The sequence below is a fragment of the Herbiconiux aconitum genome (assembly GCF_024979235.1).
GTDB lineage: Bacteria > Actinomycetota > Actinomycetes > Actinomycetales > Microbacteriaceae > Herbiconiux > Herbiconiux aconitum.
This window is the reverse complement of sequence record NZ_JANLCM010000001.1, coordinates 1,641,995-1,667,340: the sequence shown is the minus strand read 5'-3', so window position 1 is coordinate 1,667,340 and position 25,346 is coordinate 1,641,995. Positions and strand designations below refer to the sequence as shown.

Here is a 25,346-nt window from a genome sequence, read left to right as displayed (position 1 = left end):
GCCGCCGCCCCTCGGGCGATGATTCGCTCAGAGCGGAGCGCTGCAATCTCCGGCCTAGAGGGCCCCGCTCGCCGCTCGCTCCACGACGTGCGGGGTGCCGTCGAAAATGAGCAGGCGATCGGCCAGCTTGTCGACGAAGAAGCGGTCGTGCGACACCACGAGCACGGCGCCCGGAAAATGCGTCAGCGCCCGCTCCATCACCTGGGTGCTCGTGATGTCGAGATGGTTCGTGGGCTCGTCGAGAACGATGACCGCCGCCCCCGAGAGCAGGCACTGCGCGATGGCGACCCGCGCCCGCTGCCCGCCGGACAGGTTTCCGATCTTCTGCTGCAGATCCGCCTCCGAGAACTGCAGCATCGCGAGAAAGCGCCCCACGCTCTTCTTGGTCGCACTGAAGGCGAGCGAATCGGGGTAGGCGTTCACGGCGTGCCCCACCGAGTCGGCCAGATCGAGCGACGCGTAGACCCGGTTGTAGGAGACGAACCGCACCCCCTTGGCCCAGCGCACCTGGCCGGCGTCGGCATCCGTCTCTCCCGTGAGCACGTCGAGCAGCGTCGACTTGCCCGATCCGTTCGAACCGAGCACGGCGACACGATCGCCGCGGTGCAGGCTGAAGGTGAGATCGGAGAAGAGTGGAGGCGCGCCTTCCCCGAATCCCTTCGTGAGCTTCACGACCTCGAGCAGGTCGTTGCTCACCCGCAGCCCGCCGTAGATGTCGGTGATGATCTGGTCGATCGGCCGCGGCGCCTGCCGCTTCTTGATGTCGGCGAGCCGACGCGCCACCGCGTTCGACGGGTTGCGTGCCGCCTCCCGCCGCGCCGCGCTGGCTGCCTGCTCGTAGGCCAGCAGCTCCTCCTCGTGCGCGAACTGCCGCTCGAGCATCTTCAACCGTGATTGCTTGGCGTGCACATAAGCCGAATAGTCGCCCTCGTATTCCTGCAACCGGTAGTTCTCGATCTCGACGATGCGGGTGACGACCCCGTCGAGGAACTGCCGATCGTGCGACACCACCAGCACTGCGCCGAGATAGCGGGCGAGCCAGTTCTCGATCCAGCGCACCCCATCGAGGTCGAGGAAGTTCGTGGGCTCGTCGAGCAGCAGCACATCGGGAGACTGGATGAGCATCTTCGCGAGCGCGGCCCGGTTGCGCCAGCCGCCCGACAACCGGTCGACAGGCAGATCGCGCCGAGACTCGTCGAAGCCGAGACTGGTGAGCACGGTGTCGATGGTGTTCTCATATGACCAGCCGTCGATCGCATCCATCCGCTCGAACAGCTGGCCCTGTTCGACGAGGAGCTCGGTCATGGCGTCGTCGGACATCGGATGCGCGAGCTGCTCACCGATCGCGTCGAGACGACCCTGCGTCTCGTGCACCGCGGCGAAATGCTCGCTCAGGATCTCGCGGATGCTGCGCTCGCCGTCCAGCTCGGAGAACTGCGAGAAGTACCCGATGGTGGTGCCGAGCGTTACATCGACGGTGCCGGAGCTCGGCTGCAATCGCCCCAGGATGAGTTCGAGGAAGCTCGTCTTGCCGGTGCCGTTCTTGCCGATCAGACCGATCCGGTCACCCGCGCGCAGTTTGAGGAACGCTTCGCGCACGACCGGTCGCCCGTCGAACTCGATGCTGACGTCGTTCAGTCGGATCAGGCTCACGGGTGTCCTCGGGTTCGGGGCGGGGCGGGCCGCCTGGCCGCCGTAGCAGCCGGAACGGCTGAGATGCCGCCCGCCGTTCGGCCGACGATCAAGCCTACCTGCGCCGCGGAACGCCGATTTCCCCGATGTCAAGCCTCGGGCGACTTCTGCCAACCGTCGTAGGTTCAGGCATGACGCACTGCGAAAGGATGCATCATGACCGCCGTTCCACCCAACGACCGCGCCCGCGCCGAGGCCGGTGCCGTTCCTGTCGATGACCCCCGCTCGACGGGTTCCTTTCCCGCCGACGACGCCCGCCCCACGGGCTCCGTTCCTCTCGAAGAGCGCAACACCCTGCGCCAGGACGTGGTAGAGCGGGAGCGCCGGGAGTTCGGCGGCTTCAAGTTCGGCTCGGCCTTCTTCGGCTGGCTGACTGCGACCGGCACCGCCGTCATCCTCACGGCCCTGGTCTCGGCGACCGGAGCCGCCATCGGGCTCGGTGTCACCGGCGGCGACGCCGACGCGGCGAACGTCGACGAGAGCCAAGCCACCACGATCGGCATCGCGGGGGGCATCGCCGTGGTGGTCGTGATCTTCGTCGCCTACCTCGCGGGCGGCTACGTCGCCGGCCGGATGGCACGCTTCGATGGTGTGAAGCAGGGCCTGGCCGTCTGGCTGTGGGCCGTCGTGATCGCGATCGTGGTCGCGATCATCGCCGCCATCGCCGGCAGCCAGTTCAACGTGCTGGCGAACATGAACGGATTCCCGCGCATCCCGGTCAATGAAGGCAGCCTCACCACGGCCGGAATCATCGTCGCCGTCGCCGTGGCGCTGGCGAGCCTCGCCGGCGCCCTGCTCGGAGGCGTGGCCGGCATGCGCTTCCACCGCAAGGTCGACCGCGCCGGACTCGGAAGGTGAGAACGATGCTGCCCTCGAACAACATCCAGAGCATCGTCGGAGCCACGCTCTACGGCCGCGACAAAGCCAAGCTCGGCAAGATCGATCAGGTTCTGGTCGACGCCACCGCGGGCCACCCCACCTGGGCGGTGCTGCACGGCGGCATGTTCGGCCGTAAGAACCTGTTCGTTCCGCTCGACGACGCCACCTGGGAGCACGACGACGTGTACGTCGAACTCGAGAAAGACGACGTGAAGAACGCACCGCATCCGGATTCGGAGGGGGGTCTCAGCCCGGCCGAGGAGCAGGAGCTGCGCGCCTACTACTCCGGGCATGACGCCGACGAGTCCTCGCCCCCCGGTGTCGATGCACGTCTGGCAACCTCCGCCGAACGCACGGATGCCGACGCCGACCACAACGACGACGGCGACGACCGCAACGACGACCAGGGCGAAGACATCGACGGACCCAAACACGCGACCGAGGTCGGCGCCCCCGTCGTGGACGAGTCGGTCGTGCTCGTGCAGGAACGCCTCGTCGTGCGCACCGAGCAGGTGCCGGTGGCGCGGGTGAATCTCGACGCGATCGACGATGTGGATGCCACCGACGCCCGTCGTTCGGATGCGTCAGAGGCGGCGGATGCTCCGGATGCGCGTCCACGCACCGACGACACGAACCCTGACGACAACCGCCCAGGCCCCGACCGCGTCATCATCTGAGCGCAGCCGACTGCCCGAGGCCTGGGCTCTCCCGATGGCGGGCTCAGGCCTCCGGAATGGGGCGCCCGAAGGTCTCGAGCGTGATGGCGTCGGGCTCGGGTCCGCGGCGGACGCCGGTGTCCAGAGCGTCGATCTGCGCCAGCTCCGATGCACTCAGGTCGAATCCGGTCACCGCGAAGTTCTCGGCGATCCGCGACGGCGTCACCGACTTCGGAATAGCTGACCGCCCTTCCTGGAGGTGCCACCGCAGCATCGCCTGCGCCGGGCTCACCCCGTGCGCATCCGCGATCGAGAGGATCGTCGGGTCGTCGAGCACGCTGCCGCCGACGCCGTCGCGGTAGAAGGTGATGCCGCCGATCGGCGACCATGCCTGATTCAGGATGCCGAGCGAGTCATCGAGTTCGAGCAGTCCCCTCTGCTGGAAATACGGATGCATCTCGATCTGGTTCACGGCCGGCACCACGGAGGCCACTTCCAGCAGTTCGGTGATGTGCGCCGGCATGAAGTTGCTGACGCCGATGGCGCGCACCCGGCCGTCGGCCAGGAGCTGCTCGAGCGCCTCGTAGGCCGCGAGCGTCGCGATCCAGGCCGACGGCAGCGGCTGATGCAGGATGAGCAGGTCGATCTGGTCGACCCCGAGCTTCGTGGCCGACTTGTCGAAGGCGTGAAGCGTCTCCTCGCGCCCGTAGTCGCTGATCCACACCTTCGTCTCGATGAACAGCTCGCTGCGAGGGAGGCCGGATGCCGCGATCGCCCGTCCCACCTCGCGTTCGTTGCCGTAGGCCGCGGCGGTGTCGATGTGGCGGTAGCCGACCTCCAACGCGGCGCTGACGGCGGCTTCGGTCTCCTCCGGTGCGGACTGGAAGACGCCGAATCCGAGCGCGGGCAGGGTGACGCCGTTGTTCAGCGTGAGGGTGGGGATCGCCGGAGTGCTCATGATCGAAATCTACGCCGACGACCGGCAGGAGTCAGGACCCGGCGTTGATGGTCGGCGGAGACGCTACTCGTGGAGGAGCGTGTGGAGGGCACTGATCCGGCCGTCGCGGATGGTGATCACGTCGATGCCGCGTGCCACCGGCGCCCCGCTCGGACCGAAGGTCCAGGCGAGCGCCGCCGAGTCGGAGCTCGTGTAGGCGATGCCGTCCTCCTCGAAGACGAAGTCGGCCGGAGCGGAGTCGATCAGCCCGGCGGCTTTCCGCTCAAGGGCGTCGCGGCCCGTCTCCGTGCCCTCGGGGTCGGTGAATGCCACGTCGTCGGTGTACGTCACGTCGATCGCTGCACGGCGGGCTGCGGCGTCGCGGTTGCCGAAGACCTGGTGCAGGTTCGCGGCGAGCAGTTCGGTGGGGGTGCTCATGTTTTCTCCTTGCTTTTGGGGAGGCCCGGGTGAAATCGCGTGGATGCGACTGTACCCCGCGCCCCGGCGCGCCGCACCTGCCCTCGCGACGCTCCACAGGGTCGGAGGCGCTGAAGTCGCACCTCGGCCGAGGCCGGCTCTAGATCACTCGGAGCTCCCCTCGAACGATGGAGTCGCCCGAGTGCGCGGGGTCGCCGTTGTCGGCCTCGGCCGAGACATCGACGAGCGCATACTGCACCAGATCGATGCCCGACGGGATGTCGAAACGCCCGGAGGTGCCGTCGAGGAACCCGATGCTGATCAGGCCCGTTCCGTCGGTGCGGATCAACCAGACCTCGCGCAGCGGCGCATCCGGCGACCCTGAATCGACCACCGAGTCGACATCGACGACGACCTGCCGCGTGCCGTCGGCCCGCTGCTCGACCACGGCGCTGCCGCGCGCGCCCGGCCATTCCGGGAACGGTTCGAGATTCGCCTCGGCGACGGTCGAACCGGCCTCGGCCTGACGTGCAGACTCCCACCACACGCCGGCGCCGACACCGCCGATGAGGCCGACGACGAGGGCGGCCGCGGCGAGTGGAATCCAGAACCGCGGGCGTCGCGGTCCCGGGAGGGAGCGAACGGGCGCGAGTGCCGGCGCGACCTCGGGCGCCGTCTCAGGCACGGCGCCAGTTGCTGCCTCAGCCACGGATTCGCGCGCAGGTTCTGCCGCGAGAACAGCCGCACCCGGCGACACATCACCCGACAGCCCGAGTTCGGAGTGAATGCGCGACCAGACCTCCGCCGGCGGCGCGACAAGTTCGGTGCCCCGGCTGGCGCGACCGAGCTCGACGGTGCGCGTCAGCTCGTCGAGTTCGGCGGCGCAGGCGTCGCACTCGGCGAGGTGGGCCTCGTCGGCGGCATCCGATTCCCGTTCTCCCATGGCAAGGGCAGCGAGATCTTCAGGATCGATATGGTTCATCATTCACCTCCAAACGTGTTCGTAGCCGAACCAGACTTCGGCGGATGTGACTTTTCACGGTGCCGAGCGGCAACCCGAGAGTATCGGCGATCTGAGCGTGCGTGAGGTCGTCGTAGAAGGCCAGTTTCATCACCTTCTGCGGGATGGGTTCGAGTCGCTCCAACTCGTCGGCCATCATCACCCGGTCGGCCACACCCGCCACGTCTGCCGTGTCGGCCGCCACCACGGTGCTCGCCTCGGCGGCGTAGGCCTCCTCGGTTCGGCGCCGGCGGGCGCGTGCCTCGTGGGCATCCGCGATGCAGTGGCGGGCGATTCCCACCAGCCATCCGCCCAGACGGGCGCGCGACGGGTCGTAGCGCCCGCGGCTCCGCCAGGCCGACACGAAGACCTTCTGCGTGACGTCTTCCGCTTCGTGCGCATCGCCCAGCGAGCGGAGCGCAAGCGTGTGGATCAGAGGCGACCACCTCGTGTACGCCTCCGCGAGCGCATTCTCGTCGCCGGCGCGGAAGGCGTCGGCCACGGTCTGCTCGTCGGTCGTGGTGTCTGGCACGTCAGTGCGGAACCTCCTGCTCCGGCCCGCGTCGTCGCGAACCGGCTGCGCCTGGTCGGGGTCGACGCCGGGGGGCATCTTCACCGTGTTGAAGAGCATACGGGGCTCCTCCCTCACCCGGTCGGCACCGCGGTCACGATCACGTTGCTGCGATAGTGACCGGTGTCGTAGTCGAACTCGCCTCCGCAGGTGATCAATTCCAGCCGCACCGGGCCCGTGCGGTCGAAGACCTGCGCCCAGTCGATGCCGGACTTGTCCGCGACGGCGACCGACTGCACGGCGAAGGTCGCGACCCGGCCGTCGGCGGCCGTGACGGTGACGGGGGTGCCGGGTGGGGCATCCGTCAATCGGGCGAACGAGCCGAGGCCGTACTCGAGCGAATCGACGTGGGCTGCGATGACGGTGGCGCCGGCGGGGCTCCAAGGCGACGGTCCGTAGCGATACCAGGAGGCGACGCCGGGGTCGGCCGACAAGGCGAGCGCGCTGTTCTCGTCGAGTGCAGCGGCCGTGACGGTGACGTCGATGCCGAGCGACTCGGCCTGCACGCGCACGGGCGCGACGGTCGGCACGGTGGGGCTCGCCGAGATGTCGGCGTTCGTCAACGGCACAGCGGCAACCGTCGGTGTCGGCGGGGCCACGGTGGGGGTCGGGTCGGGTTGAGCCGGGGTCTGGGTCGGGGCCGGGGCGTCCGAAGCGGCCGAGATCGAAGGCGTCTCCGGGTCGCCTGCGGCGCATCCGCTCATCAGCAGCACGCTGCTCAGCGCTGCGATGGATACGACGGCCGCACGAGTTCCCGCGAGCCGGAGCCTTCGGGAACGGGAGAGAACCACGGCAGAGGCGGCGGTCGCCTCTGCCGTGGTCCGTCGCGGGTTCATCCGGATCAGCGTCCGGACTTCGCGACCGCGCGCTGACGGATGACCAGGCCACTGAACGCTGCGGCCATCAGGATGACAGCGGCACCGATCCAGAGCGGCGTGGAGTCGCCCGGCTGGTTGGTGGCCGCGAGCCCGGCATTTCCGGCGGGCACACCGCCCGGGTTCGAGTGCAGACCCTCGATGGTCTGCACGGCCAGCGCGAGGTTGCCGTCTTCGAGGCTGCCCCAGGCGTAGACGATGGTGCTCACGCCTTCGGCGACGGTCACGTCAGCCGGTCCGATGACCGGATCGGTGGTTCCGGTGGCCGCCACGGATGCCGACACGGTGCCGGTGGGGAGAGTCAGCACGGCTTCGGCCGGGTTGGCCAGATTCGTGATGACCGGTGAGCCACCGGCGAGCACGTCGACCGCTGGGGCGGCCGCGTCGTGCCGCACCGTCAGACGGCCCTGGCCCGCGGGGATGGTGGACGTGTCGTTCGTGTACAGGGTGGCGGTGGGGGTGCCGGCGGGATCGAGGTGGGCGACGGCGGTGTAGTTGCCGTTCGCAGCCAGGGGAAGATCGATCGGGCCGATGATCGGAGAGTTCGCGTCGGCGGCGTCGGATGCGGTGATGGCCACCGCGTAGGTGCCGGCCGGCAGTGGCAACGGACCCGCCAGGGTGCCCGGGGTGAAGTCGTCGAGTGTCAGTGCCCCGTTGACGTAGACGTCGACGGTGACGCCCGGAACGGCGTGCAGCACCGAGAGCGAAGCGTCACCGTCGGCGGCAGCGGCGGGAAGCGCCCCGCCGAGGGCGATGAGGGCGCCGGCTGCGACGCCGGCGACGAGGGTCTTACGCATGTGTACCTCCTGATCGGGCCCGGGGGCCGGAGAAAACTGCTTACACCCCTACTTCCGGCCCGAGTGCCGTCTTGGATGCACCCGACGAGAAATCCGATCTTCTTGCTGGGCAGCCTCGCCCTTCGGAGAGTATGACTAGACAAACTAGTATCCAATTGATCTAGGATTACCCGGCGATCAGAAAGCAGGGCGAGCATGGGCATCCAGACATCACTCGACGCTCTCTCCGGGGCGCCACGGATCGTCGAGGCCATGCGACTCGCCGACGAACTCGCGTTCGAGGCCAGCCGCGAACCGGGCCTGCGCACCCTCCGCGTGCTCACATCCGCCCTCCACGGCGACGACGATCTCGCCGCGATCGCCGCCACCCATGGGCTGGGGCAGATCGTCGACGACGACGCCGATCGCGCCCTGACCGCTTTGCTCTCGCACGACCGTGGCTTCCTGAGGGAACACGCTGCCTGGGTTCTGGGCGCCAGAATCCCGCACGCCGACGCCGTCGGCCGCCTCATGGGGATGGTCGTCGAGGGAGGCTTCGGGGGCATGATCGCTCAACGCTCCCTCGAACAGTGGGCCAACACGGCGCCCGATCAGATCGCCGTCGGCCTCGAGGGTGCGCTCTTGGGCGTCGACGACCCGGATGCGCGCTACCGGCTGGTCGAAACCCTGGGCTTGATTCAGGGAGACGGACCGGACCGCCGCCTCATCACCGCCGCTCGTGACGCCGGCGAGCACCCTCAGGTGCGCACCGCGGCCATTGCCGCTCTCGGCCAGCGCCGCGGAGACGACCGGGTCAGCCGCCTACTCGACGATCTGCTGCGCGACGATGATCCGGTGATCGTGGATGTCGCACGCCTCGGCTTGATCGACCTCGCCGCCGGCCCGATCCGCACGCGCACCGCCGGCGGTCCACTCACCGTGGCCCAGCTCTTCCTGCACGCCGATGTCGACGCCCGCCTGAGCGCCGCCGGCAGTGGTGACAACGGCGGCGTCGCCACCTTGCTGGTGCGCCTCGGGGATGCTCTGATCGACGGCAGCCAAGCCCCGGAGCACGGCGAACCCGACGACGGCGCGAGCCGGGTCGGACGCGTGCTGACCCTCTCACGCGGCTCCGTCTCGGAGGCGATCGAGAGCGTCGCCGACATCGCGGCGCACGCCGCGGGCCACCGCTACGGGCGCATCCCCCTGCTCACCCCCACCGTGAGTTCCGCCGCCGCGTGGCCGCAACGGGTCGCGGCACGACGCGGCATCCGGCGGGTTCTGCGGGCCGCCGGCAGCGTCGACCTGCTGCACCTGCGCATGGCCGAGGTCGGCAGTCTTGCGGCGTCGGATGTCGCGCGGGAGCTCGACATCCCGGTGGTCTTCACCGTGGCGCCCGACCCGCACGCGGTGATCGAGTCCATGGACTCGGCCGGATCGCTCACCCGGAGCACCTTCGGCGCGGCCGACGAGCGCGAGCACTTCTGGTTCCGCGCCCGGCTGGTGCAGCGCCTGGCCTCGAACGCGAACCACACGGTGCTCTTCCCGCGCCCTGAGCTCCGTCGCGACATGCGCGCACTCGTGGGCATCGACATCGACGCCCGCCCAGAGCGGCACACGATCGTGCCGGAGGGGATCGACCTGCGGGTCGTCGACCGCGCGGTGCAGGAGGCACGCGACCACGCCGACGGCGCGGCACCCGGCCCCGCACTCGCCGAGTTGCGCGACCTGGTCGAAGCCCTCCCGGCCGAACGACGCCACCTCCCCCTGCTCGTGAGCGTCGGACGCTTCCACCGCGTCAAAGGCATGGCGGCGATCGTGAGCGCCTGGCAGGGCAGCCCCGCGGCCGAGCGCGCGAATCTCCTGCTGATCGGCGGCAACCTCCGCCATCCATCGGCCGACGAGCGCGAGCAGATCGACGCGATCGAGGCGGTCGTGCCAGCCGCGCGCCACCGGGATGCGGGGCTCCTGCTGCCGGGTCATCGACCGAACGACACGGTCGCCCGATGGGTCGCGGCTGCCCGCATCGGTCTTCCTGGACTGTCGGCCGGCAACGGGGTCTACGTGTGCGGCAGTGTGAAGGAGGAGTTCGGCATCGCCCTGCTCGAGGCCATGGCCACCGGCCTCTTCGTCGTCGCTCCCGACGGCGGCGGTCCGGCGACCTACGTCGAGAACGGCGTCACCGGTTTCCTCACCCGCACCTGGGACCAGGCTGCTCTCACTACCGCCGTCGAGAGGGCCCTCACGGCAGCGGCAGCCGAGAGCTCCGAGGAGCGCTCCCTGCGCTCCCGAACGGTGGTCGAAACCAGCTTCACCATCCAGGCGATGGCCACAGCACTTCGCCGCGTCTACGACGGCGTGCGGCGCGAGAGCATCGACTTCGAATGGCCGGTGACCGTCGCATGACGCTGCTCGTCATCAGCCCCGACTACGCCTCGCACCTCTTGCCCTTGGCGACCATCGCGACCGCCTGGCAGCGCCGCGGAGAACGGGTCGTCGTCGCGACCGGGCCGGCCACGGCCCCGATCGTGCAGCAATTCGGGTTCGAGCGCGTGCCGCTCCAGCTCGGCCGCGGCTCCAATCCGGGCGTCATCAAGGCCGAAGGGCAGCCGCTCGCCGAAGACTTGTCGCTGCGCGCGTTCTTCGACGCGACTCGGGTCGGGATGATTCCCACGCTTCATCACCAGGCCGCTGAGCGCCTGACCGATCTGATGTGGCAGCCGGTCGCCAAAGCGGCTGAGACCATCGCCGTCGTCGACGAGGTGCGACCGGATGCGATCGTGGTCGACCACCTCGCCTTCAGCGCTCGTCTCGGTCTGGCCGCTGCCGGCATCCGCTACGCCGACGTGGTGCTCGGTCACCCCTCGGCGCTCCCCGTCGGCGATGAGCTCTACGGTTTCCCCACCTCCTGGCCCGCGGCGTTCGACCCCGATGAGGAGTCGTTGGCCGGGTTGCGCGCGCTCTGCGAACGGGTGACCGTCACCTTCACTGCGGAGTGGAACGCCGCTCTGACGCACCTCGACCCTCTGGCGACGCCGTCCCGGTCGGCGTTCGCGGAAACCGGCGAGCTTCTGCTGTTCAACTACCCCGGGGAGCTCGCCGATGCGGAGCGAGCCGCGTTCCTGCCCCCGCACGTGCACCTCGGATCGACGCCTCGCGACGACTCCGGCGACCCGGAGGTCGACCGGTGGATCGCGAGCGACCCGCATCCGTTCGTCTACGTCAGCTTCGGGAGCTTCCTCTCGGTGCGCGACGACGTGTTGGCCAGGGTGGTCGGCGCGCTGCGGTCCGTGGGTGCACGCGTGGCCCTGGCCACCGGTTCCGCCGACCCCCGCCTCCTCGGCGACCTTCCCGCCGACTGGCTCGTGCGGGAGTACCTGCCGCAGGTCAGCCTCTTGCGCCACGCTGCCGCAGCGGTCACGCACGGAGGGAACAACAGCGTCACCGAGGCGATGACCTTCGGCGTTCCCCTGCTCGTGCTGCCCTTCTCGACCGATCAGTTCGCCGGCGCCGCGGCCCTCGAGCGCTCCGGGACAGCGGAAGCCCTCGATCCGAACGCGGCCACCGAAGCCGAACTGGCCGCGTCGATCATGCGCTTGACGGATGCCTCCTTCGCCGGTCGCCCCGCCCTCCGCGCGATCGCAGCCGAGCTGAGCGGCCTCTCCGGACCGGAGCGCGCTTACGCCGCCATCCGGAATGCCGCTGCGCTCCGCCCAACAACGATCCCCGCAGACGCGGGGATACCCTGAATGAAAGGACGACAATGATGTCTGACACGACGACCACCGACCCCTTCGGCTCCCCCACCGGCCCTGACGGGCGCTCCATCGCCGACTGGACCGACCTCGGCCGGGAGATGTGGTCTTACCTCACCGGACGCGGCGCGGCCGTGGACTACAGCTTCATCGACATGACGGTGGAGGTTCCGCGCGACATCGGGCCGGATGCGCCGCGAGCGACCTGGAAGCTGAACGGCACGCTCCGGGTCACGACGAGCGACGACGGCGGCACCACCCCGCCCCGCAAGGGAGTCTGAGTCGTGCCATGGTGCGCTTCGACATCGACCTGACCTTCTCCTCGACGGATGCGCCCGCGGAAGGTCACGAAGCCGCCGCTGAACCCGAGCTCCACGGTCGGGTCACGGCCTCCGGCTCGACCGTGCACGTGTTCGTCAACGACCCGGCTCGGCTGCCCCACCGCAGCCGGGGAACGCTGCGCGACCTGCGGGTCGTCGCGGCGGCGCTCGCCGCGCGCGGGGTCGAGGTGTGCGTCGACAGCGCCGCCGGAACGATCGTGCGCATCGGCGCGGTGAAACCGAATCCCCTTCAGCGACTGGTGTCGTGGTCGCCCCATATCGCGGTCGGCACCCCGGCTGCACTCGCGCCGGTGCTCGCCCGACGAGGGCCGCGCACGCGATTGCCGTTGCCCCCCGCGACGCTGTTCCCCCTGGTTCCGACGGTGGCTCGCGGCATCCGTCGACGCCCGACCACCACCCACTACCTCCCCGGTTCCGGCCGGCCTCGGCTGCTGTTCATCGTGGGTTCGCAGAATTGGGACGGCCGGCCACCTCGGGAGTTCGATCTGCTCCCCGGCGTGACGCGGATCGGTTCGGGCGACGACGCCGATCTCCGCCTGCCCGGCCTTGAAGCGCTGCATGCCGAAATCCGCCACAACGACGACGACGAGTACGTTCTGCACGGCCTCGCTCCGATCGGAGGTGGTTCGGCCCGACCCGACGACATGCCTTCACCGCAAGGCGCGGAGCGGCCCGGCGATCTCGGACGCATTCTCCGCACCGGCGCCCGGCTCGACCTGGGCCCGTGGCGCCTGGCCTACTTCCGCGAGGAGTTCGCCGACCACGGCCGCCCGTTCGGCGGTCGCCTGGGTGGTGAGCTCTCGCACCAGAAACCGCAGCCTCCGCGCCCGGCAGCCGGGATCACGCGCTGAAGTCGAGGGAGGGTTCGTCGCTCACCGCGAGCGTGAGCACGGCCTTGCCGATCAGCTCCTCCCGCTCGAGATCGGCCTCGAGCCGCCGCAACTGCGCCGCCACACCGTTCTCGGGCTCATCGCCGACGAGATCGACGGCCGCCACCAGGAACAGCGTGCCTGGCCCGCTGAACTCGAGGTAGAGCGAGGTCACCCGCTCGATCTCCGGATGTGCGAGCAGCGTGCGGCCCACCTGCATCCGGAACACGTCCGTCGGTCCGGCGCCCAACAGATACCGCCGGTTGCGGCTGATCAGCAGCAGCGCCACCCCGGCGAGCAGCACGCCGATCGCGATCGAGCCGAGCGCATCCCAGACCGGGTCGCCGGTCGCCTGGTGCAGGCCGATGCCGGCGGCGGCGAGGAGGAGACCCACCAGCGCGGCCGTGTCTTCGAAGAACACCGAACGGAGCGTGGTGTTCGATCCGTTCACCACGTAATCGAAGAAGCCGCGCTGGTAGCGGCGGGATGTGCGCAAGCCCTGCCGCACCGACTGCGACAGCGAGAAGCCCTCGAGCACGAACGCCACCGCGAGCACGATGTAGTTGAGGGTGAAATTCTCGACCGCCTCAGGCGCAGCGAGGCTCTGGATGCCGTGATAGATCGACACCACCGCACCCACGGTGAAGATGCCGAACGCCGCGAACAACGAGAAGATGTAGGCGTCACGGCCGTGACCGAGCGGATGCGCGGCGTCGGGTTTCTTCTCGGCGCGCCGGTCGGCGATCAGCAGGAAGATCTCGTTGCCCGCATCCGCCCAGGAGTGCGCGGCCTCGGCGAGCATCGACGCCGAGCCGGTGAGACCGGCCACGATCGACTTCGCGAGGGCGACGAGGATGTTGGCGATGAACGCGATGACGACGGTCATCTCCAAAATCTACGCGCCACCGGTCGCCCGCGACGCAAGCCCCTTCCGGATTGTCGAAGCGGTGGTTCAGTGGCGTATGGCACACTCATCCGCTCTTCGGGCCGCGTTATTCGACATCGACGGCACTCTGATCGACTCCAACTACCTCCACGTCGACGCCTGGACGCGCGCCTTCGACGACGTGGGGGTCGCAGTCGACGCCTGGCGCGTGCACCGGGCGATCGCCCTCGACTCCAGCAAGCTGCTCGAGGCGCTGCTCGGCGATCGGGCCGACGAGCTCGGCGATCGGGCCAAGGAGCGCCATGCGGCGCACTACGAGAAGCTCCATCCGCGGCTGCGTCGCTTCGACGGGGCGCGCGATTTGATCGCGCGGCTGAGCGAAGCGGGAGTGCGGGTGGTGCTCGCCACCTCCGCCCCGCCGGAGGAGTTCGAGGCGCTGCGTGCGTGCCTCGACGTCGACGATTTTCTGCACGCGGCGACGACGGCCGACGACGTGACGACCGCGAAACCCGATCCGGACATCATCGGCGTCGCTCTGGAGCGCGCGGGGGTGTCGGCGAGCGAGGCCGTGATGATCGGAGACACCCGGTGGGACGCGGAGGCGGCCGGCCGGGCCGGCGTGCGGTCACTCGGCGTGCTGTCGGGAGGAATCGCGGCGGCGGAACTGCGCGACGGGGGCGCGGCCGAGGTGTTCGACGACGTGTCGGCGATCCTCGCGACCGTCGCCGACGCCGGCCCCGCACGCCTCGCCGGGTCGGAGTGAGAACGGATGTCGCGGTGCTTCACGATCGGCCGATGCCGAATCCGCGAAGAGGCGTAGCGTCGAGAACAACCTGACGATTCGAGGAGTGCACGCATGAGTGATCCGAAACCCGAGCACACCACGCCCGACGAGGTCGACCCCGACGAGGGAACCGCGCCCGATGGCACGCCCGTCGAGAACCCCTCCGGCTGAGCACGGGGCGGTCGGCATCGATCACGCCCTCGAGGGAGCCATCCGCGATCTCCTCGAAAGGCGTGCCCCCACGTCGACGATCTGCCCCTCGGATGCCGCGCGGGCGGTGGGTGGCGAGGAGTGGCGTGACCTGATGCAGCCGGCGCGCGACGCCGCGCAGCGACTGGTCGATCAGGGCGAAGTGGTGATCACCCAGAAGGGCGAGACGGTCGACCTCGCCACGGCGAGGGGTGCGATCCGCATCCGTCGCCGGGCGCTCTGAGAGCGAAGCCTCCTACGACTGCAACCAGGCGAGCGCCGCGTCGCGCTCGGCGAGACCGAAGACCCGCACGTCGGCCTTGATGAACAGCGAGGCGCCACGCGCCATGGTGGCCAGCCAGGCGGCATCCGTCAGAAGCGCCGCTCGCCGCACCTTCTTCTCAAGGCCGGCGGAGCGGAGGTCTTCCCAGAGCGCCTTCGGCTCGATCTTCGCGAGCTCGAGGTCGTGGTAGACGGCCAGGAGATCGGCGGGGTCGTTGGCGTCGAGAAAGGCCACGAGCTGATCGCGCAGCGCCTCGAACTCGGCCGCGTCGACCGCACCGGAGTAGGAGATCTCGAAGATGTGGGTCTCAGCAAGCTGGTGTCCGGTGAGCATGAGCCCATCATGCCCCATGACGAGCTGGCCACCACCGGGTCACCGGCGGGGCTTGGCGTGCTTCGGCTTGATGGTGGTGCGCACGATCTCCCAGAGGCCCCCGAACGCTCGCGCCGCTTCGGAGTTCGGCGCATAGCTCCCGATGGGAGCGCGCTCCGTGCCCATCCGTTCGATCTGCACGGTCGCCGGAACCACGACATCCGTCACCGACCGCTCGGCTCCGGGCAGGTCGGCGACCGTCGCCCGGTGCAGCGTCTTGCGGCGATCGACCATGGAGAAGAACGCCACGACACGCGCCTTCGACACCGACGCCGCCACGAACTCGGTGACCTGCTCCAGCGATCGCATGCTCAACGGCGACGGCACGAGCGGAACCACGACCGCATCGGCCGAGAACACCGCGTTCTCGGCGACGAGCGCCGCTCCGGGCGGGCAATCGAGAATGACCACGTCGTAGTCGGAGGCCACCTGGTCGAGGATCTTGGCGATGCGGCGATCCGATTTCTTCGCGTGGTCGAACACCAGGTCGAGGTCGCGATAGCTCGCATCCGCCGGCAGCACGTCGAGGTCGCGGAAGGCGGTGGACCGGATGGCGCGCCCCACCTTGCTCTCACCGGCGACGAGAGCGCCCACCCCACCCTTCACCTTCGGCTTCACCTGGAGCAGGAAGGTGGTGGCGCCCTGCGGATCGAGATCCCACAGCAGCACGCGAAAGTGCTTCGACGCCTCCCAGGCGAGGTTCACCGCCGCAGTCGTCTTGCCGACACCGCCCTTGGTGCTGTAGACCGCGACGACTTTCACGCTCGGGGGGTCGACCGCGGCGTCGGAGAGCGGAGCGCTGTCGTCAACGCAGCCCTGTTCATCCGCGAATATCCGGCGATCTTCTTCGCCTTGGCCTGTTCGCGCAGTTCGGTCACGGTCGGGGCCGCTGGCGCAGGCGCGGCCGGGGCGGCCTTCGCGGGCGTCGGCGGCTTCGACGTTCTCGGCGCACGGCGCACCGGTGCGGCCGTCCGCGCGGGCGCGGGCGCGGGTGCAGGCACGGGTGCCGCCGCTGCGGGCTTCGGAGCGGGCGCGGGAGCGGGAGCGGCCGCGGCGCTCGCAAGCCGGCTCTCCGCCTTCGCCTGCTTCGCGGCCAGCTTCTCCGTCTCCTTCGACAGTGCCAGGGCCTTCCGGCGGAGCTTCTTGCTCGACTTGCGAACGGCGTCATGAGCCCGGCGAACCGACTTCTCGGCACGGGCCAGGGCCTTCTTCGCCCTCTGCTTGCCGGACTTCGTCTCGGCTGACGTGGGGGCCGACTTCGCTGCCGAATTCTTGGCAGCAGACTTCTTGGCAGCCGACTTCTTCTTGCCCGACTTCTTCTGCGACGTCTTCACCTGCGCCATCCCGCGCACCTCCACTCGACAGACCGCTACGGTTCCGCTTTCCACCCTAGTGAATTGTCGATGGCGAGGTCGTGAATAATCGGCGACAGCCGGCGCGGGTTCCCGCGAGTACCCGCATCACGACTCGGGGTCGAGGCCCTGCGCCGACCGACCCCCGTCGACCGGGAGCACCGCTCCCGTGATGAACGCCGCATCCGGTGACAGAAGGAACGCGACGGCCCTGGCCACCTCGTCGGGCGAGCCCACCCGACCGAGCGGATGCAGCACCGCCATCTCCGCGTCGGCGTGCGGGTGCTCGAGCCGGTAGGCGTCGTACCGGGGTGTGCTGATCGACCCCAGCGCGACCGCGTTCGCCCGGATGCCGTCGGGCCCGTGATCCACGGCGGTCGCGCGTGTCAGCCCATCCACCGCGGCCTTCGCCGTCGCGTACGGGAGCGCGCCGCGCACGGGACGTTGAGCTTGATGCGATGACACATTCACGATCGCTCCCTGACGGCGTCGGGCGAGAAAGTGGTTCACCGCGACCTGGGTGCCGGTCACCGCCAGACGCAGGTTGGCGGTGATGAGGGCGAGGATGTCGTCGGGAGCGGATGTCGCCAAGCCCGCGTCGCGCAGGATGGCCGCGTTGTTCACCCAACCGGCCAACGGCGCAGCCCGCTCCGCCCTCGCGGCTGCTTCGCCGGCCACTACCGGGTCGCCCGCGTCACCGACGACGAATTCGAGGGAGCCATCGCGTCGATCGGGACTGCCGACCGCAGGGTCGCCGACGTGCACCTCCCGCACGTCGATGACGACGACGTGCCCGATGGTGCTCAGATGCTCCGCGATGGTGCGACCCACGCCCTGGGCGCCACCGGTGACCACGAACGACGTGAGCGCATCCGTCTCCGACATCGCGCTCAAAAGCTGCCGAAACGGCCGGATCCGGAGCGATGCGCGAGGCTCACGGCCGCCATCTTCTGACCCTCGTCGTGCAGACGGTTCGGCTGGTCACGGGCATCCAAGCGTTCCTGGTAGTCGCCGGCCCGCCGCTGACGGATGCCCATCGCGGTGCCGATCACCGTCACGATGGCTGCGAGGGCGCCGATGCTGATCCAGAGTCCCATGGGTTCCTCCTCGTCGTCGGAAGTCGTGCTCCAATCCTCGGACAGCGACGTCGACACCTGATGAACACCCACCGTATTGCCAGCGAACCTCAGTCGAGTGCGTCTCGCACACCGAGGGACTCGAGGCGGCGCGGATCGGCCAGCACACGAAGGCCCACGATCCGATCGCCCCGGATGTCGAACGCCATGATCGACACCACCTGATCGTTCAGCACCGCAGCGACCCCCGGCAGACCACCGATGAGCACGGGCATCGAATGCGCTGCGAGCCGGGCAGACAGAACCGCCTGTGACGCGATCGACGCGGCGCCCTCGATCACCTGACTGCTCGCGCCGAAGTCGGCGTGCAGCACCGCATCGTCGTCGAGGAGACTGAGCAGGGCCCGGAAGTCGCCGCCCTCGGCCGCGAGCAACCAGGCATCCACGATGCGGCGGCTGGTGGCCCGATCGGTCGGTGAGGCAGTCGACGACGGGGCCGAGCCGAGCGAGGAAGCAGGTCCGCCCCGCACCCTCCGGCGACCCCGCGACGCGAGCTGCCGGGCGGCATCCGGCGAGCGGTCCAGCACGGCAGCGATCTGCTCGAAGGGCTGACCGAACACGTCGTGCAGCACGAAGGCGATGCGTTCGGCGGGGCTCAGCCGTTCGAGCACCACCAGCAGGGCCACGCTCACTCCGTCGGCATCGGCGACGACCTCGGCCGGATCGGGCGTGACCGCCACCGGCTCGTCGCGCCAGGGCGAGACCTGCCACGAGCTCTCCCGCGTGCGGCGAGGCGCACGCAACAGGTCGAGGCTCACCCGCGACACGACGGTCGTCAGCCACGCATCCAGATTCCGGATGCCGGTGTCATCGACCCGCTCGAGGCGCAGCCAGGTCTCTTGCACGGCGTCGTCGGCGTCGGCCGTCGATCCGAGCAGCTGGGCCGCGATCGCCCGTAGCCGTGGGCGTTGCTGCTCGAAGCGTCCTGCAAGATCCGTGCGGTCGGTCATGTCACGTCTCCCCGTGTTCGATCGTCACCTTCCCGACGAACACACGCACGCCGTTGTGACATGGAAGGAAGCCAATCATGAACGCCCCCATTCTCGTGACCGGAGGCACCGGCACCATCGGCCGCCGCGTCGTGCCGTGGCTGGTCGAAGCCGGCCGGTCCGTTCGGATTCTCACCCGCCACCCGGGGGCGGACTCCCCTGGCATCGAGCACGTCGGGGGCGACACCGTCACCGGCCGGGGTGTGGATGCCGCGCTGAGCGGTGTCGAGGTCGTGCTGCACCTCGCCGGCGGCGCGAAGGGCGACGACGTCGCAGCGCGCACCCTCGTCAATGCAGCCCGGGTAGCCGGGGTGCGGCACATCGTGATGATCTCGGTGATCGGGGCTGACCGGATGCCGATCGGCTACTTCCGGGCGAAGGCTGCTGCCGAGCGCACCCTCGCCGAATCCGGGCTGCCGTGGACGGTGCTTCGTGTCGCTCAGCTGCACGACTTCGTGCTCCCGATCGTGCGTTCGATGGCGAGACTTCCTCTTCTGCCGGCACCCCGAGGCCTCCGCTTCGAACCCGTCGACCGCGACGAAGTGGCCGCACGGCTCACCGCGCTCACCCTCGAGGCGCCGGCCGGCCGAGTGCCCGACCTCGCCGGACCGGAGGTGCTCGACATCCCTCAGCTCGCTGCCGCCTATGCCGCCGCGGAGGCGCAGGCCCGGGCGAACGGCCGCCCCCCGCGACGCCGCCCGTCGTTACCCGTGCGCCTACCCGGCGCCGTCGGACGCGCCTATCGCGCGGGCGACAACCTCGCCGACACCGACACCGAGCGCGGGCATCGCACCTGGAGCGATTTCCTCGCGGAACGGGTGACGTCGCCCGTGCGATGATGCTCCGGCCGACCCGTCCTCAGTAGGCTGGCCGCAATGGCCGGCGAGGGGGATCGTCTTTCCGAGGATGACGCGCGCATCCTCGCGCTCGAGTCTGCCGTGCTGACCGGCCACACGCTCAAGCTGATGATCCTGGCCCCCGGAACGCCGCTCGATCTCGACGCCCTCCGCGCGGCGGTGTCGGCCCGGCTGCCAACCCAGCCCCGCGCGACAGAACGTGTTGCGAACGACAGCACCGACGGACCGAGCTGGGTGCCGGCCGACGCTTTCGACATCACCCACCACGTGCGACGTCGGGCGGGCCCGGAGTGCGCCACCCGAAGCGATCTGCGGCGGGTGCTCGGCGAACTGATGTCGGAGCACCTCGATCGGTCGCAGCCGTTGTGGACACTCGACCTCATCGGCCCGCTGGCCGACGGCACCGAGGCGATCGCCGCGCGCATGCACCACGCCATGGTCGACGGCATCGCCGGCATGCGCTTTCTCGAAGGCATCCTCCTCGACCCGCACGACGCCCCGATGCACCCCGTCGGCACCCGCGCAGCATCAGCCGAACCCACCCGACGCGAGCAATGGCGACGGATGCCGGGCGTCGTCGCGCGTGAGCTCGGCCGGCCGGGCTCGCATTCACCCTTCGACAGGCCGATCACGGGCGCCCGGGAGCTCGCCTTCACCTCGGCACCGCTGGAGGGCCTCAAGGCGATCGGCGCCTCCCGCCCGGCCCACGCCACGGTCAACGACGTGCTGCTCGCCATCGTCTCCGGCGGACTCCGCACCTGGCTCGGCGACCACCACTCCGGGCTCGACGTGCACGCCCGGATTCCCGTCAGTCTGCATCATCGCGACGAAGACGCCGCCGATCTCGGCAACCGCGACTCCTTCATCGACGTCGACCTCTTCCTCGGCGAATCCGATCCGCTTCGCCGGCTCGACCGCATCAGTGACCACACCCGCGCCGAGAAACAGCTCGACGACGCCGCACTGCTCTACGACCTGTTCCATGCGCTCGGCCGACTGGGCGTGGCGGGCGAAATAGCGCAACGGATCGCCGGCAGCGCTCGCGAGTTCAGCGTGGCGGTCTCGAACGTGCCCGGCCCCCGGTACACCGTCTCCGTCGCCGGGCGGCGCGTCGAGCAGCTGTTCTCGTCATCGGAACCGGCGGCGCACCACGCCCTGCGCATCGCCGCGATCTCGAATGCCGGCGACGTGGGCATCGGCTTCTGCACCGATCCCACCGCCCTGCCCCGCGTGCACGCACTCGCCGACGCCGTCGCCGCGTCCTACACCGAACTCCACCAAGCGGCACACCCGACCCCACCCCGTCGCACGAGCGCTTGAACCGCGGCTTTTCGCGAAAAGGAGAGGTCGGGTAGCGCCAAAACGCGCGGGTCAGCCGGGCCGAATCAGAGCGCCCGACCGAGCGGCATCAGCGACGGAAGAGGTCGCCGAGGCCCGGAATCTCGAATCCTGAAGCCAGCTCTCGAACCTGATCGCCGAGGCCGGAGACCTGATCGCCGAGCCCCGAGACCGTCTCGCCCGCGCCGGCCGCCACCTCGTCGACCCCGCCGGTGAGGCCCTCCACGCCTCCGGTGAGGCCCTCGACCCCACCGGCCAAGCCCTCGACCCCACCGGTCAGCGCCTCGACGTCGACGGCCCCGGCCAGCGCATCGAAGTCGACGCCGAGCGACGTCGCCTGTTCGAGCAGCGGCCCCGCGACCGAACTGACGACGGCGCCACCGGCGACGGCGGCCAGCATCCCGCCGGCGGCAAGGCCGGCACCGGCGACAGCGCCGCCCATCGCGCCACCGGCGCCCGTGCGGGATCCGGATGTTCCGCGCCCGCCGGCTCGGGCGAGCAGACCGCGCAACATGCCGGGCCGACCCATTTCCGTGCGCGTCGCGGCACGGGCCAAGTCGTCGGGTCGCGAGGACCGCGGATGCTCGTGCCCGGGCAACTCCGCGCGCATCCGCTCGTCGATCTGCGCTCGCTGGGCCGGCGTGAGCCGTTCGAAGGCCTCACGGTGCACCTGCTCGATCTGGTGAGGGTCGGCGGTCTGCAGCAGGTAGTCGTAACGGGCGATCGCCGCCCGGTCTGCCGGATCGGACGCTGCGGCCCGGGCGGCTCGCGCGGCGGGCGGGGTGGACGCAGCCTGGGCAGCGGGCACCGGTCTCGTCGGCTGCGGCTGCGACTGCGGCTGCGACTGTGGCTGCGCTTGCGAACGCGGCCCGTCAGATGCCGACACGGCCTTGTCGAGGGCCTTCTGGGCCAGGCCGAGAAGTCGCGAGATGTTACTCATGAAGTGCCTTTCGGGGTTCGGTGAGTTCGGGAGGAGTGGTGGAACCGGGCGTGGTCCGCGGGCGCCCGCGGGTGGCGAGAAGACTCGCCACCGTCGCGACCGCGATCGTGGCGCCGATGAACAGCAAGGAGAACCAGATCGGGATCTCGGGAATCCACGAGATGTGCTCGCCGCCGTTGATGAACGGCAGCTCGTTGACGTGCAGCGCGTGGAACACGAGCTTCACCCCGATGAACGCGAGGATGACGGCGAGCCCCTGCGAGAGGTAGACGAGGCGTTCGAGCAGCCCGCCGATGAGGAAGAACAGCTGCCGCAGCCCCATCAACGCGAACGCGTTGGCAGTGAACACGATGTAGGCCTCGTTGGTGAGCCCGTAGATCGCGGGGATGGAGTCGACGGCGAAGACCAGGTCGATGAATCCGATCGCGATGATCGTCAAGAACATCGGCGTCACGAAGCGGGCGCCATTCTTCACCACGGTGAGCTTGTCGCCGTGGTATTCGTCACTCACCGGGAGGTGCCGTCGCACGAAGCGCATGAAGCGACCGTCGGCGGGGTTCGAGTCGTGCGACCCGAACGCCTGGCGATAGGCGAGGAAGAGCAGCAGCGCGCCGAACAGATAGAAGATCCACGAGAAGTTCTCGATCAGCGTCGACCCGGCCGCGATGAACCCGCCGCGCAGGATGAGCGCGATGACGATGCCGATCATCAGCACCTTCTGCTGGAAGGCCTTGGGCACGGCGAAGGCGCCCATCACGAGCAGGAAGACGAAGAGGTTGTCGATCGACAAGGCCTTCTCGGTGAGGTAGCCGGCGAAGTACTCGCCGCCATAGTTCCAGCCCGAGACGACCCCGATGCCCACCCCGAAGAGAAGGGCGAGCGAGATGTAGAACGCCGACCACCGCGCCGATTCGGCGATGGTGGGTTCGTGCGGCTTCCGCACGTGGGCGAAGAACTCGTAGACGAAGAAGAGGATCGTGACGGCGATCGTGACGATCCAGACCAGCGGCGTGATCTGCACGGGGAACTCCAAAGGGCTAGGCGTTGACAATGACGCCAAGGTCTCCTCCGCTCCGCCTGAGCAGAACCGGTGGCCCGAGATGCGAGTGCATCCGTATTGACGAGCCGACCGCAGTCGGGAGTACTCCCCTTGTTGCCTCCAACGCTATCGCAGACCGCGGCCGTCGCCCGAATCCGCGCTGCGATTCAGACGTTCTCCTCAGGTGCGACCGTCGGAGCAGCTCGCGTCTAGGCTTGCCCGCATGGCCACAGTCATCCTCGTGCGGCACGGGCGCACCACCGCGAACGTCGAGGGCGTGCTCGCCGGGCGGGCACCGGGGGTCGAACTCGACGCCGTGGGGCGCGAGCAGGCATCCCGCACCGCGGAGCGGTTGGCGGCGGCTCCGCTCGTCGGTGTGGTGTCGAGCCCACTGGAGCGCTGTCGACAGACGGCTTCGTACATCCTCGACCGGCAGCGCGGCGAGACGGATGCGCCGCTCGAGATCGACGACGCCCTCACCGAGTGCGACTACGGCGACTGGCAGGGCCGCACCCTGCGCGAGCTCGCCCAGGAGAAGCTTTGGACAGTGGTGCAGACGCAGCCGTCGGCCGCCGTCTTTCCCGGAGGCGAGTCGCTGGCCGCGATGCAGGCCCGCGCGGTCTCCGCGATCCGACGGCACGACGCTGCGATCGAGGCCGAGCACGGACCGGGCGCCGTGTGGGTGGCGGTGAGCCACGGAGACGTCATCAAGTCGATCCTCGCCGACGCCCTCGGCATGCACCTCGACCTGTTCCAGCGCATCAGTGTCGCGCCGGCATCCGTCTCCATCGTGCGTTACGGCGCGAATCGGCCGGACGTCATCTCGACCAACACCGACTCCGGCGACCTCTCCTGGCTCCGCAGGTCGGCCCCGGTGGCGGATGCGCCGGTGGGCGGCGGCGCAGGCCCGACGGGCGGCGAAGCGGATGCGGGCACGGATACGGCCACCGCACAGGCGCCCGCCACCAGGCGCTCCTAAAATATCCCCATGCCCACAATCGCTCACGAGTTCGACTGGCCCGATCGCGTGGTCATCGGCACGGTCGGCCAACCCGGATCGCGCACCTTCTACCTGCAGGTACGCACCGGCCGCCGGGTGCTCAGTGCCGCACTCGAGAAGGAGCAGTCAGCCCTGCTGGCCGAGAAGATCGACGAGATCCTCGACGAGCTCATGGTGAACGAGGGCAATCCGTTCAGCGTGCCGGCGACCACGCCCGTGGAACTGGTCGACAACGACCCGCTCGAGCAGCCCGTCGACGAGCAATTCCGCACCGGGGCGATGGGGCTCGGCTGGGACCCGTCGACCGCCCAGCTGGTGATCGAGGCCTATCCGCTGGTGATCGTCGACGCCGACGAGGTCGAGACCCTCGACGAAGACGATCTCGAGCCTGAAGAGGTGCTGCTGGTGCGGATGCCGGTGGGCACGGCCCGGGCGTTCGCCAAACGTACGCGCGAAATCGTCGGTGCGGGCCGCCCGCTCTGCCCGCTCTGCGGCACCCCCATCGACCCGGAGGGGCACGTCTGCCCCCTGCCCGGCGAGCTGTGACGACGGAGGCCGATCCGATCGACGGCGAGCTGCAGCTCACCGACCGCATCACGACGGCCTCGAACGCCACCTTCACCGGCTACATCGGCGACACCGAGGTCGTCTACAAGCCGATCGCCGGCGAACAGCCGCTCTGGGATTTTCCCGACGGCAAGCTCGCCCACCGCGAAGTCGCGGCTTACCTGGTGTCGGAATCGTTCGGCTGGAACGTCGTGCCCCGCACCTGGCTGCGAGACGGCCCCTTCGGCCGCGGCATGGTGCAGCTCTGGCAAGACGTCGATCCCGAACAGGAGGCGATCGATCTCGTCGCCTCCGACGCCGTGCCCGACGAGGGCTGGCGCGCGGTCTTCGACGGCCACGACGAGCGCGACCGGCCGGTGACACTCATCCACGAGGACTCCGTGGCGCTCCGACGCATGGCCGTGTTCGACGTGGTGGTGAACAACGCCGACCGCAAGGGCGGCCATGTGCTCCCGATGGCCGACGGTCACCGCTACGGCGTCGACCACGGTCTGACCTTCCACGTCGACCACAAGTTGCGCACCGTGCTCTGGGGTTGGATGGGCGACCACCTCACCCTCGAGGAACTCACCGCCATCGATCGGGTGCGCGCCGATCTCGGCGGCGACCTCGGCGCATCCCTGTCGGGCCTGCTGAGCGATTTCGAGATCGGAGCCTTTGCCGCACGCCTCGACCGGCTCCGTGGCCGCGCCGTCTTCCCGGCGCCGAGCGGTGACATGCCGCCGGTGCCGTATCCGCTGTTCTGACCCGCGCGCTCGTCAAACGACGGAGAATGCAGCGTCACGCCTGAAACGACGGAGCCTCAGCCCGAAACGGCGGCGCGGCTCCGTCGTTTCGACCGGCGCG

At 69.5% G+C, this 25,346-nt stretch carries 29 protein-coding genes; 13 read left to right on the top strand and 16 right to left on the bottom strand.

From position 1 onward, the window contains the following. Positions 1-54 precede the first annotated feature (54 nt). A complete protein-coding gene (locus tag N1027_RS07835) occupies positions 55-1,653 on the bottom strand; it encodes an ABC-F family ATP-binding cassette domain-containing protein (protein ID WP_259506734.1) in 1,599 nt (532 codons plus the stop codon). 195 nt (positions 1,654-1,848) lie between these two features. On the opposite strand from N1027_RS07835, the gene N1027_RS07830 reads away from it, so the two are divergent. Together N1027_RS07830 and N1027_RS07825 are read left to right on the top strand one after the other, a co-directional pair. Beyond that, the gene (locus tag N1027_RS07830) at positions 1,849-2,550 is read left to right on the top strand and encodes a hypothetical protein (protein ID WP_259506732.1); all 702 of its coding nucleotides are present in this window, start codon (positions 1,849-1,851) and stop codon (positions 2,548-2,550) included. Between the two features lie 5 nt (positions 2,551-2,555). Next, positions 2,556-3,248, top strand: coding sequence for a PRC-barrel domain-containing protein (locus N1027_RS07825; RefSeq protein ID WP_259506731.1), 693 nt, complete (start codon positions 2,556-2,558; stop codon positions 3,246-3,248). A gap of 43 nt (positions 3,249-3,291) precedes the next feature. On the opposite strand, the gene N1027_RS07820 is transcribed toward N1027_RS07825, so the two are convergent. The 6 genes from N1027_RS07820 to N1027_RS07795 form a co-directional block, all read right to left on the bottom strand. Continuing rightward, positions 3,292-4,185, bottom strand: a complete 894-nt coding sequence (locus tag N1027_RS07820) for an aldo/keto reductase (protein ID WP_259506730.1) — start codon at positions 4,183-4,185, stop codon at positions 3,292-3,294. Positions 4,186-4,248: 63 nt separating this feature from the next. Beyond that, positions 4,249-4,602: a nuclear transport factor 2 family protein gene (locus N1027_RS07815; RefSeq protein ID WP_259506728.1), complete on the bottom strand. Its 354-nt coding sequence runs from the start codon at positions 4,600-4,602 to the stop codon at positions 4,249-4,251. Positions 4,603-4,741: 139 nt separating this feature from the next. Next, positions 4,742-5,563 carry an anti-sigma factor gene (locus N1027_RS07810; RefSeq protein ID WP_259506726.1) on the bottom strand — a complete coding sequence of 274 codons (822 nt, stop codon included), beginning with the start codon at positions 5,561-5,563 and terminating at the stop codon, positions 4,742-4,744. Next, positions 5,544-6,212: an RNA polymerase sigma factor gene (locus N1027_RS07805; RefSeq protein ID WP_259506725.1), complete on the bottom strand. Its 669-nt coding sequence runs from the start codon at positions 6,210-6,212 to the stop codon at positions 5,544-5,546. The genes N1027_RS07810 and N1027_RS07805 overlap by 20 nt, the downstream gene beginning before the upstream one ends. Before the next feature lie 14 nt (positions 6,213-6,226). Beyond that, positions 6,227-6,988 carry a class F sortase gene (locus N1027_RS07800; protein ID WP_259506724.1) on the bottom strand — a complete coding sequence of 254 codons (762 nt, stop codon included), beginning with the start codon at positions 6,986-6,988 and terminating at the stop codon, positions 6,227-6,229. 5 nt (positions 6,989-6,993) lie between these two features. Then, complete coding sequence (locus N1027_RS07795; RefSeq protein ID WP_259506723.1) at positions 6,994-7,824, bottom strand: DUF4397 domain-containing protein; 831 nt, start codon at positions 7,822-7,824, stop codon at positions 6,994-6,996. A gap of 195 nt (positions 7,825-8,019) precedes the next feature. On the opposite strand from N1027_RS07795, the gene N1027_RS07790 reads away from it, so the two are divergent. From N1027_RS07790 to N1027_RS07775, 4 genes are read left to right on the top strand one after another with little or no spacing between them, the layout of a single operon-like run. Next, positions 8,020-10,209 carry a glycosyltransferase gene (locus N1027_RS07790; RefSeq protein ID WP_259506722.1) on the top strand — a complete coding sequence of 730 codons (2,190 nt, stop codon included), beginning with the start codon at positions 8,020-8,022 and terminating at the stop codon, positions 10,207-10,209. Next, positions 10,188-11,552, top strand: coding sequence for a glycosyltransferase (locus N1027_RS07785; RefSeq protein ID WP_308199784.1), 1,365 nt, complete (start codon positions 10,188-10,190; stop codon positions 11,550-11,552). Before N1027_RS07790 ends, N1027_RS07785 begins: the two co-directional genes overlap by 22 nt. Positions 11,553-11,569: 17 nt before the next feature. Then, positions 11,570-11,839 (top strand): hypothetical protein, encoded by a 270-nt coding sequence (locus tag N1027_RS07780; protein WP_259506721.1) that lies wholly within the window; start codon positions 11,570-11,572, stop codon positions 11,837-11,839. Between the two features lie 8 nt (positions 11,840-11,847). Then, entirely contained in the window at positions 11,848-12,750 is a 903-nt protein-coding gene (locus tag N1027_RS07775) for an FHA domain-containing protein (RefSeq protein WP_259506720.1), read from the top strand. Here N1027_RS07775 and N1027_RS07770 read toward each other — a convergent pair. Then, positions 12,740-13,654 carry a cation diffusion facilitator family transporter gene (locus N1027_RS07770; protein WP_259506719.1) on the bottom strand — a complete coding sequence of 305 codons (915 nt, stop codon included), beginning with the start codon at positions 13,652-13,654 and terminating at the stop codon, positions 12,740-12,742. The genes N1027_RS07775 and N1027_RS07770 overlap by 11 nt on opposite strands. A 76-nt stretch (positions 13,655-13,730) precedes the next feature. On the opposite strand from N1027_RS07770, the gene N1027_RS07765 reads away from it, so the two are divergent. After that, positions 13,731-14,417, top strand: a complete 687-nt coding sequence (locus N1027_RS07765) for an HAD family hydrolase (RefSeq protein ID WP_259506715.1) — start codon at positions 13,731-13,733, stop codon at positions 14,415-14,417. A gap of 160 nt (positions 14,418-14,577) precedes the next feature. Beyond that, on the top strand, positions 14,578-14,871 hold the full coding sequence (locus N1027_RS07760) for a DUF3253 domain-containing protein (RefSeq protein WP_259506705.1): 294 nt from the start codon (positions 14,578-14,580) through the stop codon (positions 14,869-14,871). 12 nt (positions 14,872-14,883) lie between these two features. Here the strand turns inward: N1027_RS07760 and N1027_RS07755 are convergent, their stop codons facing one another. The 6 genes from N1027_RS07755 to N1027_RS07730 all read right to left on the bottom strand — a co-directional run bounded on the left by N1027_RS07755 (position 14,884) and on the right by N1027_RS07730 (position 18,720). Beyond that, positions 14,884-15,243, bottom strand: coding sequence for a SpoIIAA family protein (locus N1027_RS07755; protein WP_259506704.1), 360 nt, complete (start codon positions 15,241-15,243; stop codon positions 14,884-14,886). Between the two features lie 39 nt (positions 15,244-15,282). Further along, a complete protein-coding gene (locus N1027_RS07750) occupies positions 15,283-16,044 on the bottom strand; it encodes a ParA family protein (protein ID WP_259506702.1) in 762 nt (253 codons plus the stop codon). Continuing rightward, on the bottom strand, positions 16,041-16,625 hold the full coding sequence (locus N1027_RS07745) for a hypothetical protein (protein WP_259506700.1): 585 nt from the start codon (positions 16,623-16,625) through the stop codon (positions 16,041-16,043). The genes N1027_RS07750 and N1027_RS07745 overlap by 4 nt, the downstream gene beginning before the upstream one ends. Before the next feature lie 117 nt (positions 16,626-16,742). Continuing rightward, complete coding sequence (locus tag N1027_RS07740) at positions 16,743-17,519, bottom strand: SDR family NAD(P)-dependent oxidoreductase (RefSeq protein ID WP_259506699.1); 777 nt, start codon at positions 17,517-17,519, stop codon at positions 16,743-16,745. A 5-nt stretch (positions 17,520-17,524) separates the two neighbouring features. Beyond that, positions 17,525-17,731, bottom strand: coding sequence for a hypothetical protein (locus N1027_RS07735; RefSeq protein WP_259506698.1), 207 nt, complete (start codon positions 17,729-17,731; stop codon positions 17,525-17,527). An 89-nt stretch (positions 17,732-17,820) separates the two neighbouring features. Beyond that, positions 17,821-18,720: a sigma-70 family RNA polymerase sigma factor gene (locus N1027_RS07730; protein ID WP_259506697.1), complete on the bottom strand. Its 900-nt coding sequence runs from the start codon at positions 18,718-18,720 to the stop codon at positions 17,821-17,823. Between the two features lie 77 nt (positions 18,721-18,797). Between N1027_RS07730 and N1027_RS07725 the strand changes: the two genes are divergently transcribed. Further along, on the top strand, positions 18,798-19,598 hold the full coding sequence (locus N1027_RS07725; protein WP_259506696.1) for an SDR family oxidoreductase: 801 nt from the start codon (positions 18,798-18,800) through the stop codon (positions 19,596-19,598). A gap of 36 nt (positions 19,599-19,634) precedes the next feature. After that, a complete protein-coding gene (locus N1027_RS07720) occupies positions 19,635-20,936 on the top strand; it encodes a wax ester/triacylglycerol synthase domain-containing protein (protein WP_259506695.1) in 1,302 nt (433 codons plus the stop codon). 88 nt (positions 20,937-21,024) lie between these two features. Here the strand turns inward: N1027_RS07720 and N1027_RS07715 are convergent, their stop codons facing one another. Both N1027_RS07715 and N1027_RS07710 read right to left on the bottom strand, forming a co-directional pair. Further along, a complete protein-coding gene (locus tag N1027_RS07715) occupies positions 21,025-21,894 on the bottom strand; it encodes a hypothetical protein (protein WP_259506694.1) in 870 nt (289 codons plus the stop codon). Beyond that, on the bottom strand, positions 21,887-22,915 hold the full coding sequence (locus N1027_RS07710; protein WP_259506693.1) for a TerC family protein: 1,029 nt from the start codon (positions 22,913-22,915) through the stop codon (positions 21,887-21,889). Before N1027_RS07710 ends, N1027_RS07715 begins: the two co-directional genes overlap by 8 nt. A 241-nt stretch (positions 22,916-23,156) precedes the next feature. Here N1027_RS07710 and N1027_RS07705 point away from each other — a divergent pair, with 241 nt between their 5' ends. From N1027_RS07705 to N1027_RS07695, 3 genes are read left to right on the top strand one after another with little or no spacing between them, the layout of a single operon-like run. Further along, positions 23,157-23,912, top strand: a complete 756-nt coding sequence (locus N1027_RS07705) for a histidine phosphatase family protein (protein WP_259506692.1) — start codon at positions 23,157-23,159, stop codon at positions 23,910-23,912. Between the two features lie 9 nt (positions 23,913-23,921). Next, the gene (locus N1027_RS07700) at positions 23,922-24,479 is read left to right on the top strand and encodes a DUF3090 domain-containing protein (RefSeq protein ID WP_259506691.1); all 558 of its coding nucleotides are present in this window, start codon (positions 23,922-23,924) and stop codon (positions 24,477-24,479) included. Further along, a complete protein-coding gene (locus tag N1027_RS07695) occupies positions 24,476-25,246 on the top strand; it encodes an SCO1664 family protein (protein ID WP_259506690.1) in 771 nt (256 codons plus the stop codon). The genes N1027_RS07700 and N1027_RS07695 overlap by 4 nt, the downstream gene beginning before the upstream one ends. The last annotated feature ends 100 nt before the right edge of the window (positions 25,247-25,346 follow it).

What these genes read in the sequence shown, in the direction of transcription:
- N1027_RS07785 (WP_308199784.1), top strand. Translation starts at nt 10,188, where the DNA reads ATGGCCGGTGACCGTCGCATGACGCTGCTCGTCATCAGCCCCGACTAC.
- N1027_RS07715 (WP_259506694.1), bottom strand. Translation starts at nt 21,894, where the DNA reads ATGAGTAACATCTCGCGACTTCTCGGCCTGGCCCAGAAGGCCCTCGAC.
- N1027_RS07805 (WP_259506725.1), bottom strand. Translation starts at nt 6,212, where the DNA reads ATGCTCTTCAACACGGTGAAGATGCCCCCCGGCGTCGACCCCGACCAG.
- N1027_RS07800 (WP_259506724.1), bottom strand. Translation starts at nt 6,988, where the DNA reads ATGAACCCGCGACGGACCACGGCAGAGGCGACCGCCGCCTCTGCCGTG.
- N1027_RS07740 (WP_259506699.1), bottom strand. Translation starts at nt 17,519, where the DNA reads ATGTCGGAGACGGATGCGCTCACGTCGTTCGTGGTCACCGGTGGCGCC.
- N1027_RS07705 (WP_259506692.1), top strand. Translation starts at nt 23,157, where the DNA reads ATGGCCACAGTCATCCTCGTGCGGCACGGGCGCACCACCGCGAACGTC.
- N1027_RS07725 (WP_259506696.1), top strand. Translation starts at nt 18,798, where the DNA reads ATGAACGCCCCCATTCTCGTGACCGGAGGCACCGGCACCATCGGCCGC.
- N1027_RS07790 (WP_259506722.1), top strand. Translation starts at nt 8,020, where the DNA reads ATGGGCATCCAGACATCACTCGACGCTCTCTCCGGGGCGCCACGGATC.
- N1027_RS07755 (WP_259506704.1), bottom strand. Translation starts at nt 15,243, where the DNA reads ATGCTCACCGGACACCAGCTTGCTGAGACCCACATCTTCGAGATCTCC.
- N1027_RS07745 (WP_259506700.1), bottom strand. Translation starts at nt 16,625, where the DNA reads ATGGCGCAGGTGAAGACGTCGCAGAAGAAGTCGGGCAAGAAGAAGTCG.
- N1027_RS07825 (WP_259506731.1), top strand. Translation starts at nt 2,556, where the DNA reads ATGCTGCCCTCGAACAACATCCAGAGCATCGTCGGAGCCACGCTCTAC.
- N1027_RS07730 (WP_259506697.1), bottom strand. Translation starts at nt 18,720, where the DNA reads ATGACCGACCGCACGGATCTTGCAGGACGCTTCGAGCAGCAACGCCCA.
- N1027_RS07765 (WP_259506715.1), top strand. Translation starts at nt 13,731, where the DNA reads ATGGCACACTCATCCGCTCTTCGGGCCGCGTTATTCGACATCGACGGC.
- N1027_RS07830 (WP_259506732.1), top strand. Translation starts at nt 1,849, where the DNA reads ATGACCGCCGTTCCACCCAACGACCGCGCCCGCGCCGAGGCCGGTGCC.
- N1027_RS07720 (WP_259506695.1), top strand. Translation starts at nt 19,635, where the DNA reads ATGGCCGGCGAGGGGGATCGTCTTTCCGAGGATGACGCGCGCATCCTC.
- N1027_RS07780 (WP_259506721.1), top strand. Translation starts at nt 11,570, where the DNA reads ATGTCTGACACGACGACCACCGACCCCTTCGGCTCCCCCACCGGCCCT.
- N1027_RS07815 (WP_259506728.1), bottom strand. Translation starts at nt 4,602, where the DNA reads ATGAGCACCCCCACCGAACTGCTCGCCGCGAACCTGCACCAGGTCTTC.
- N1027_RS07735 (WP_259506698.1), bottom strand. Translation starts at nt 17,731, where the DNA reads ATGGGACTCTGGATCAGCATCGGCGCCCTCGCAGCCATCGTGACGGTG.
- N1027_RS07760 (WP_259506705.1), top strand. Translation starts at nt 14,578, where the DNA reads ATGGCACGCCCGTCGAGAACCCCTCCGGCTGAGCACGGGGCGGTCGGC.
- N1027_RS07770 (WP_259506719.1), bottom strand. Translation starts at nt 13,654, where the DNA reads ATGACCGTCGTCATCGCGTTCATCGCCAACATCCTCGTCGCCCTCGCG.
- N1027_RS07700 (WP_259506691.1), top strand. Translation starts at nt 23,922, where the DNA reads ATGCCCACAATCGCTCACGAGTTCGACTGGCCCGATCGCGTGGTCATC.
- N1027_RS07810 (WP_259506726.1), bottom strand. Translation starts at nt 5,563, where the DNA reads ATGAACCATATCGATCCTGAAGATCTCGCTGCCCTTGCCATGGGAGAA.
- N1027_RS07795 (WP_259506723.1), bottom strand. Translation starts at nt 7,824, where the DNA reads ATGCGTAAGACCCTCGTCGCCGGCGTCGCAGCCGGCGCCCTCATCGCC.
- N1027_RS07775 (WP_259506720.1), top strand. Translation starts at nt 11,848, where the DNA reads ATGGTGCGCTTCGACATCGACCTGACCTTCTCCTCGACGGATGCGCCC.
- N1027_RS07820 (WP_259506730.1), bottom strand. Translation starts at nt 4,185, where the DNA reads ATGAGCACTCCGGCGATCCCCACCCTCACGCTGAACAACGGCGTCACC.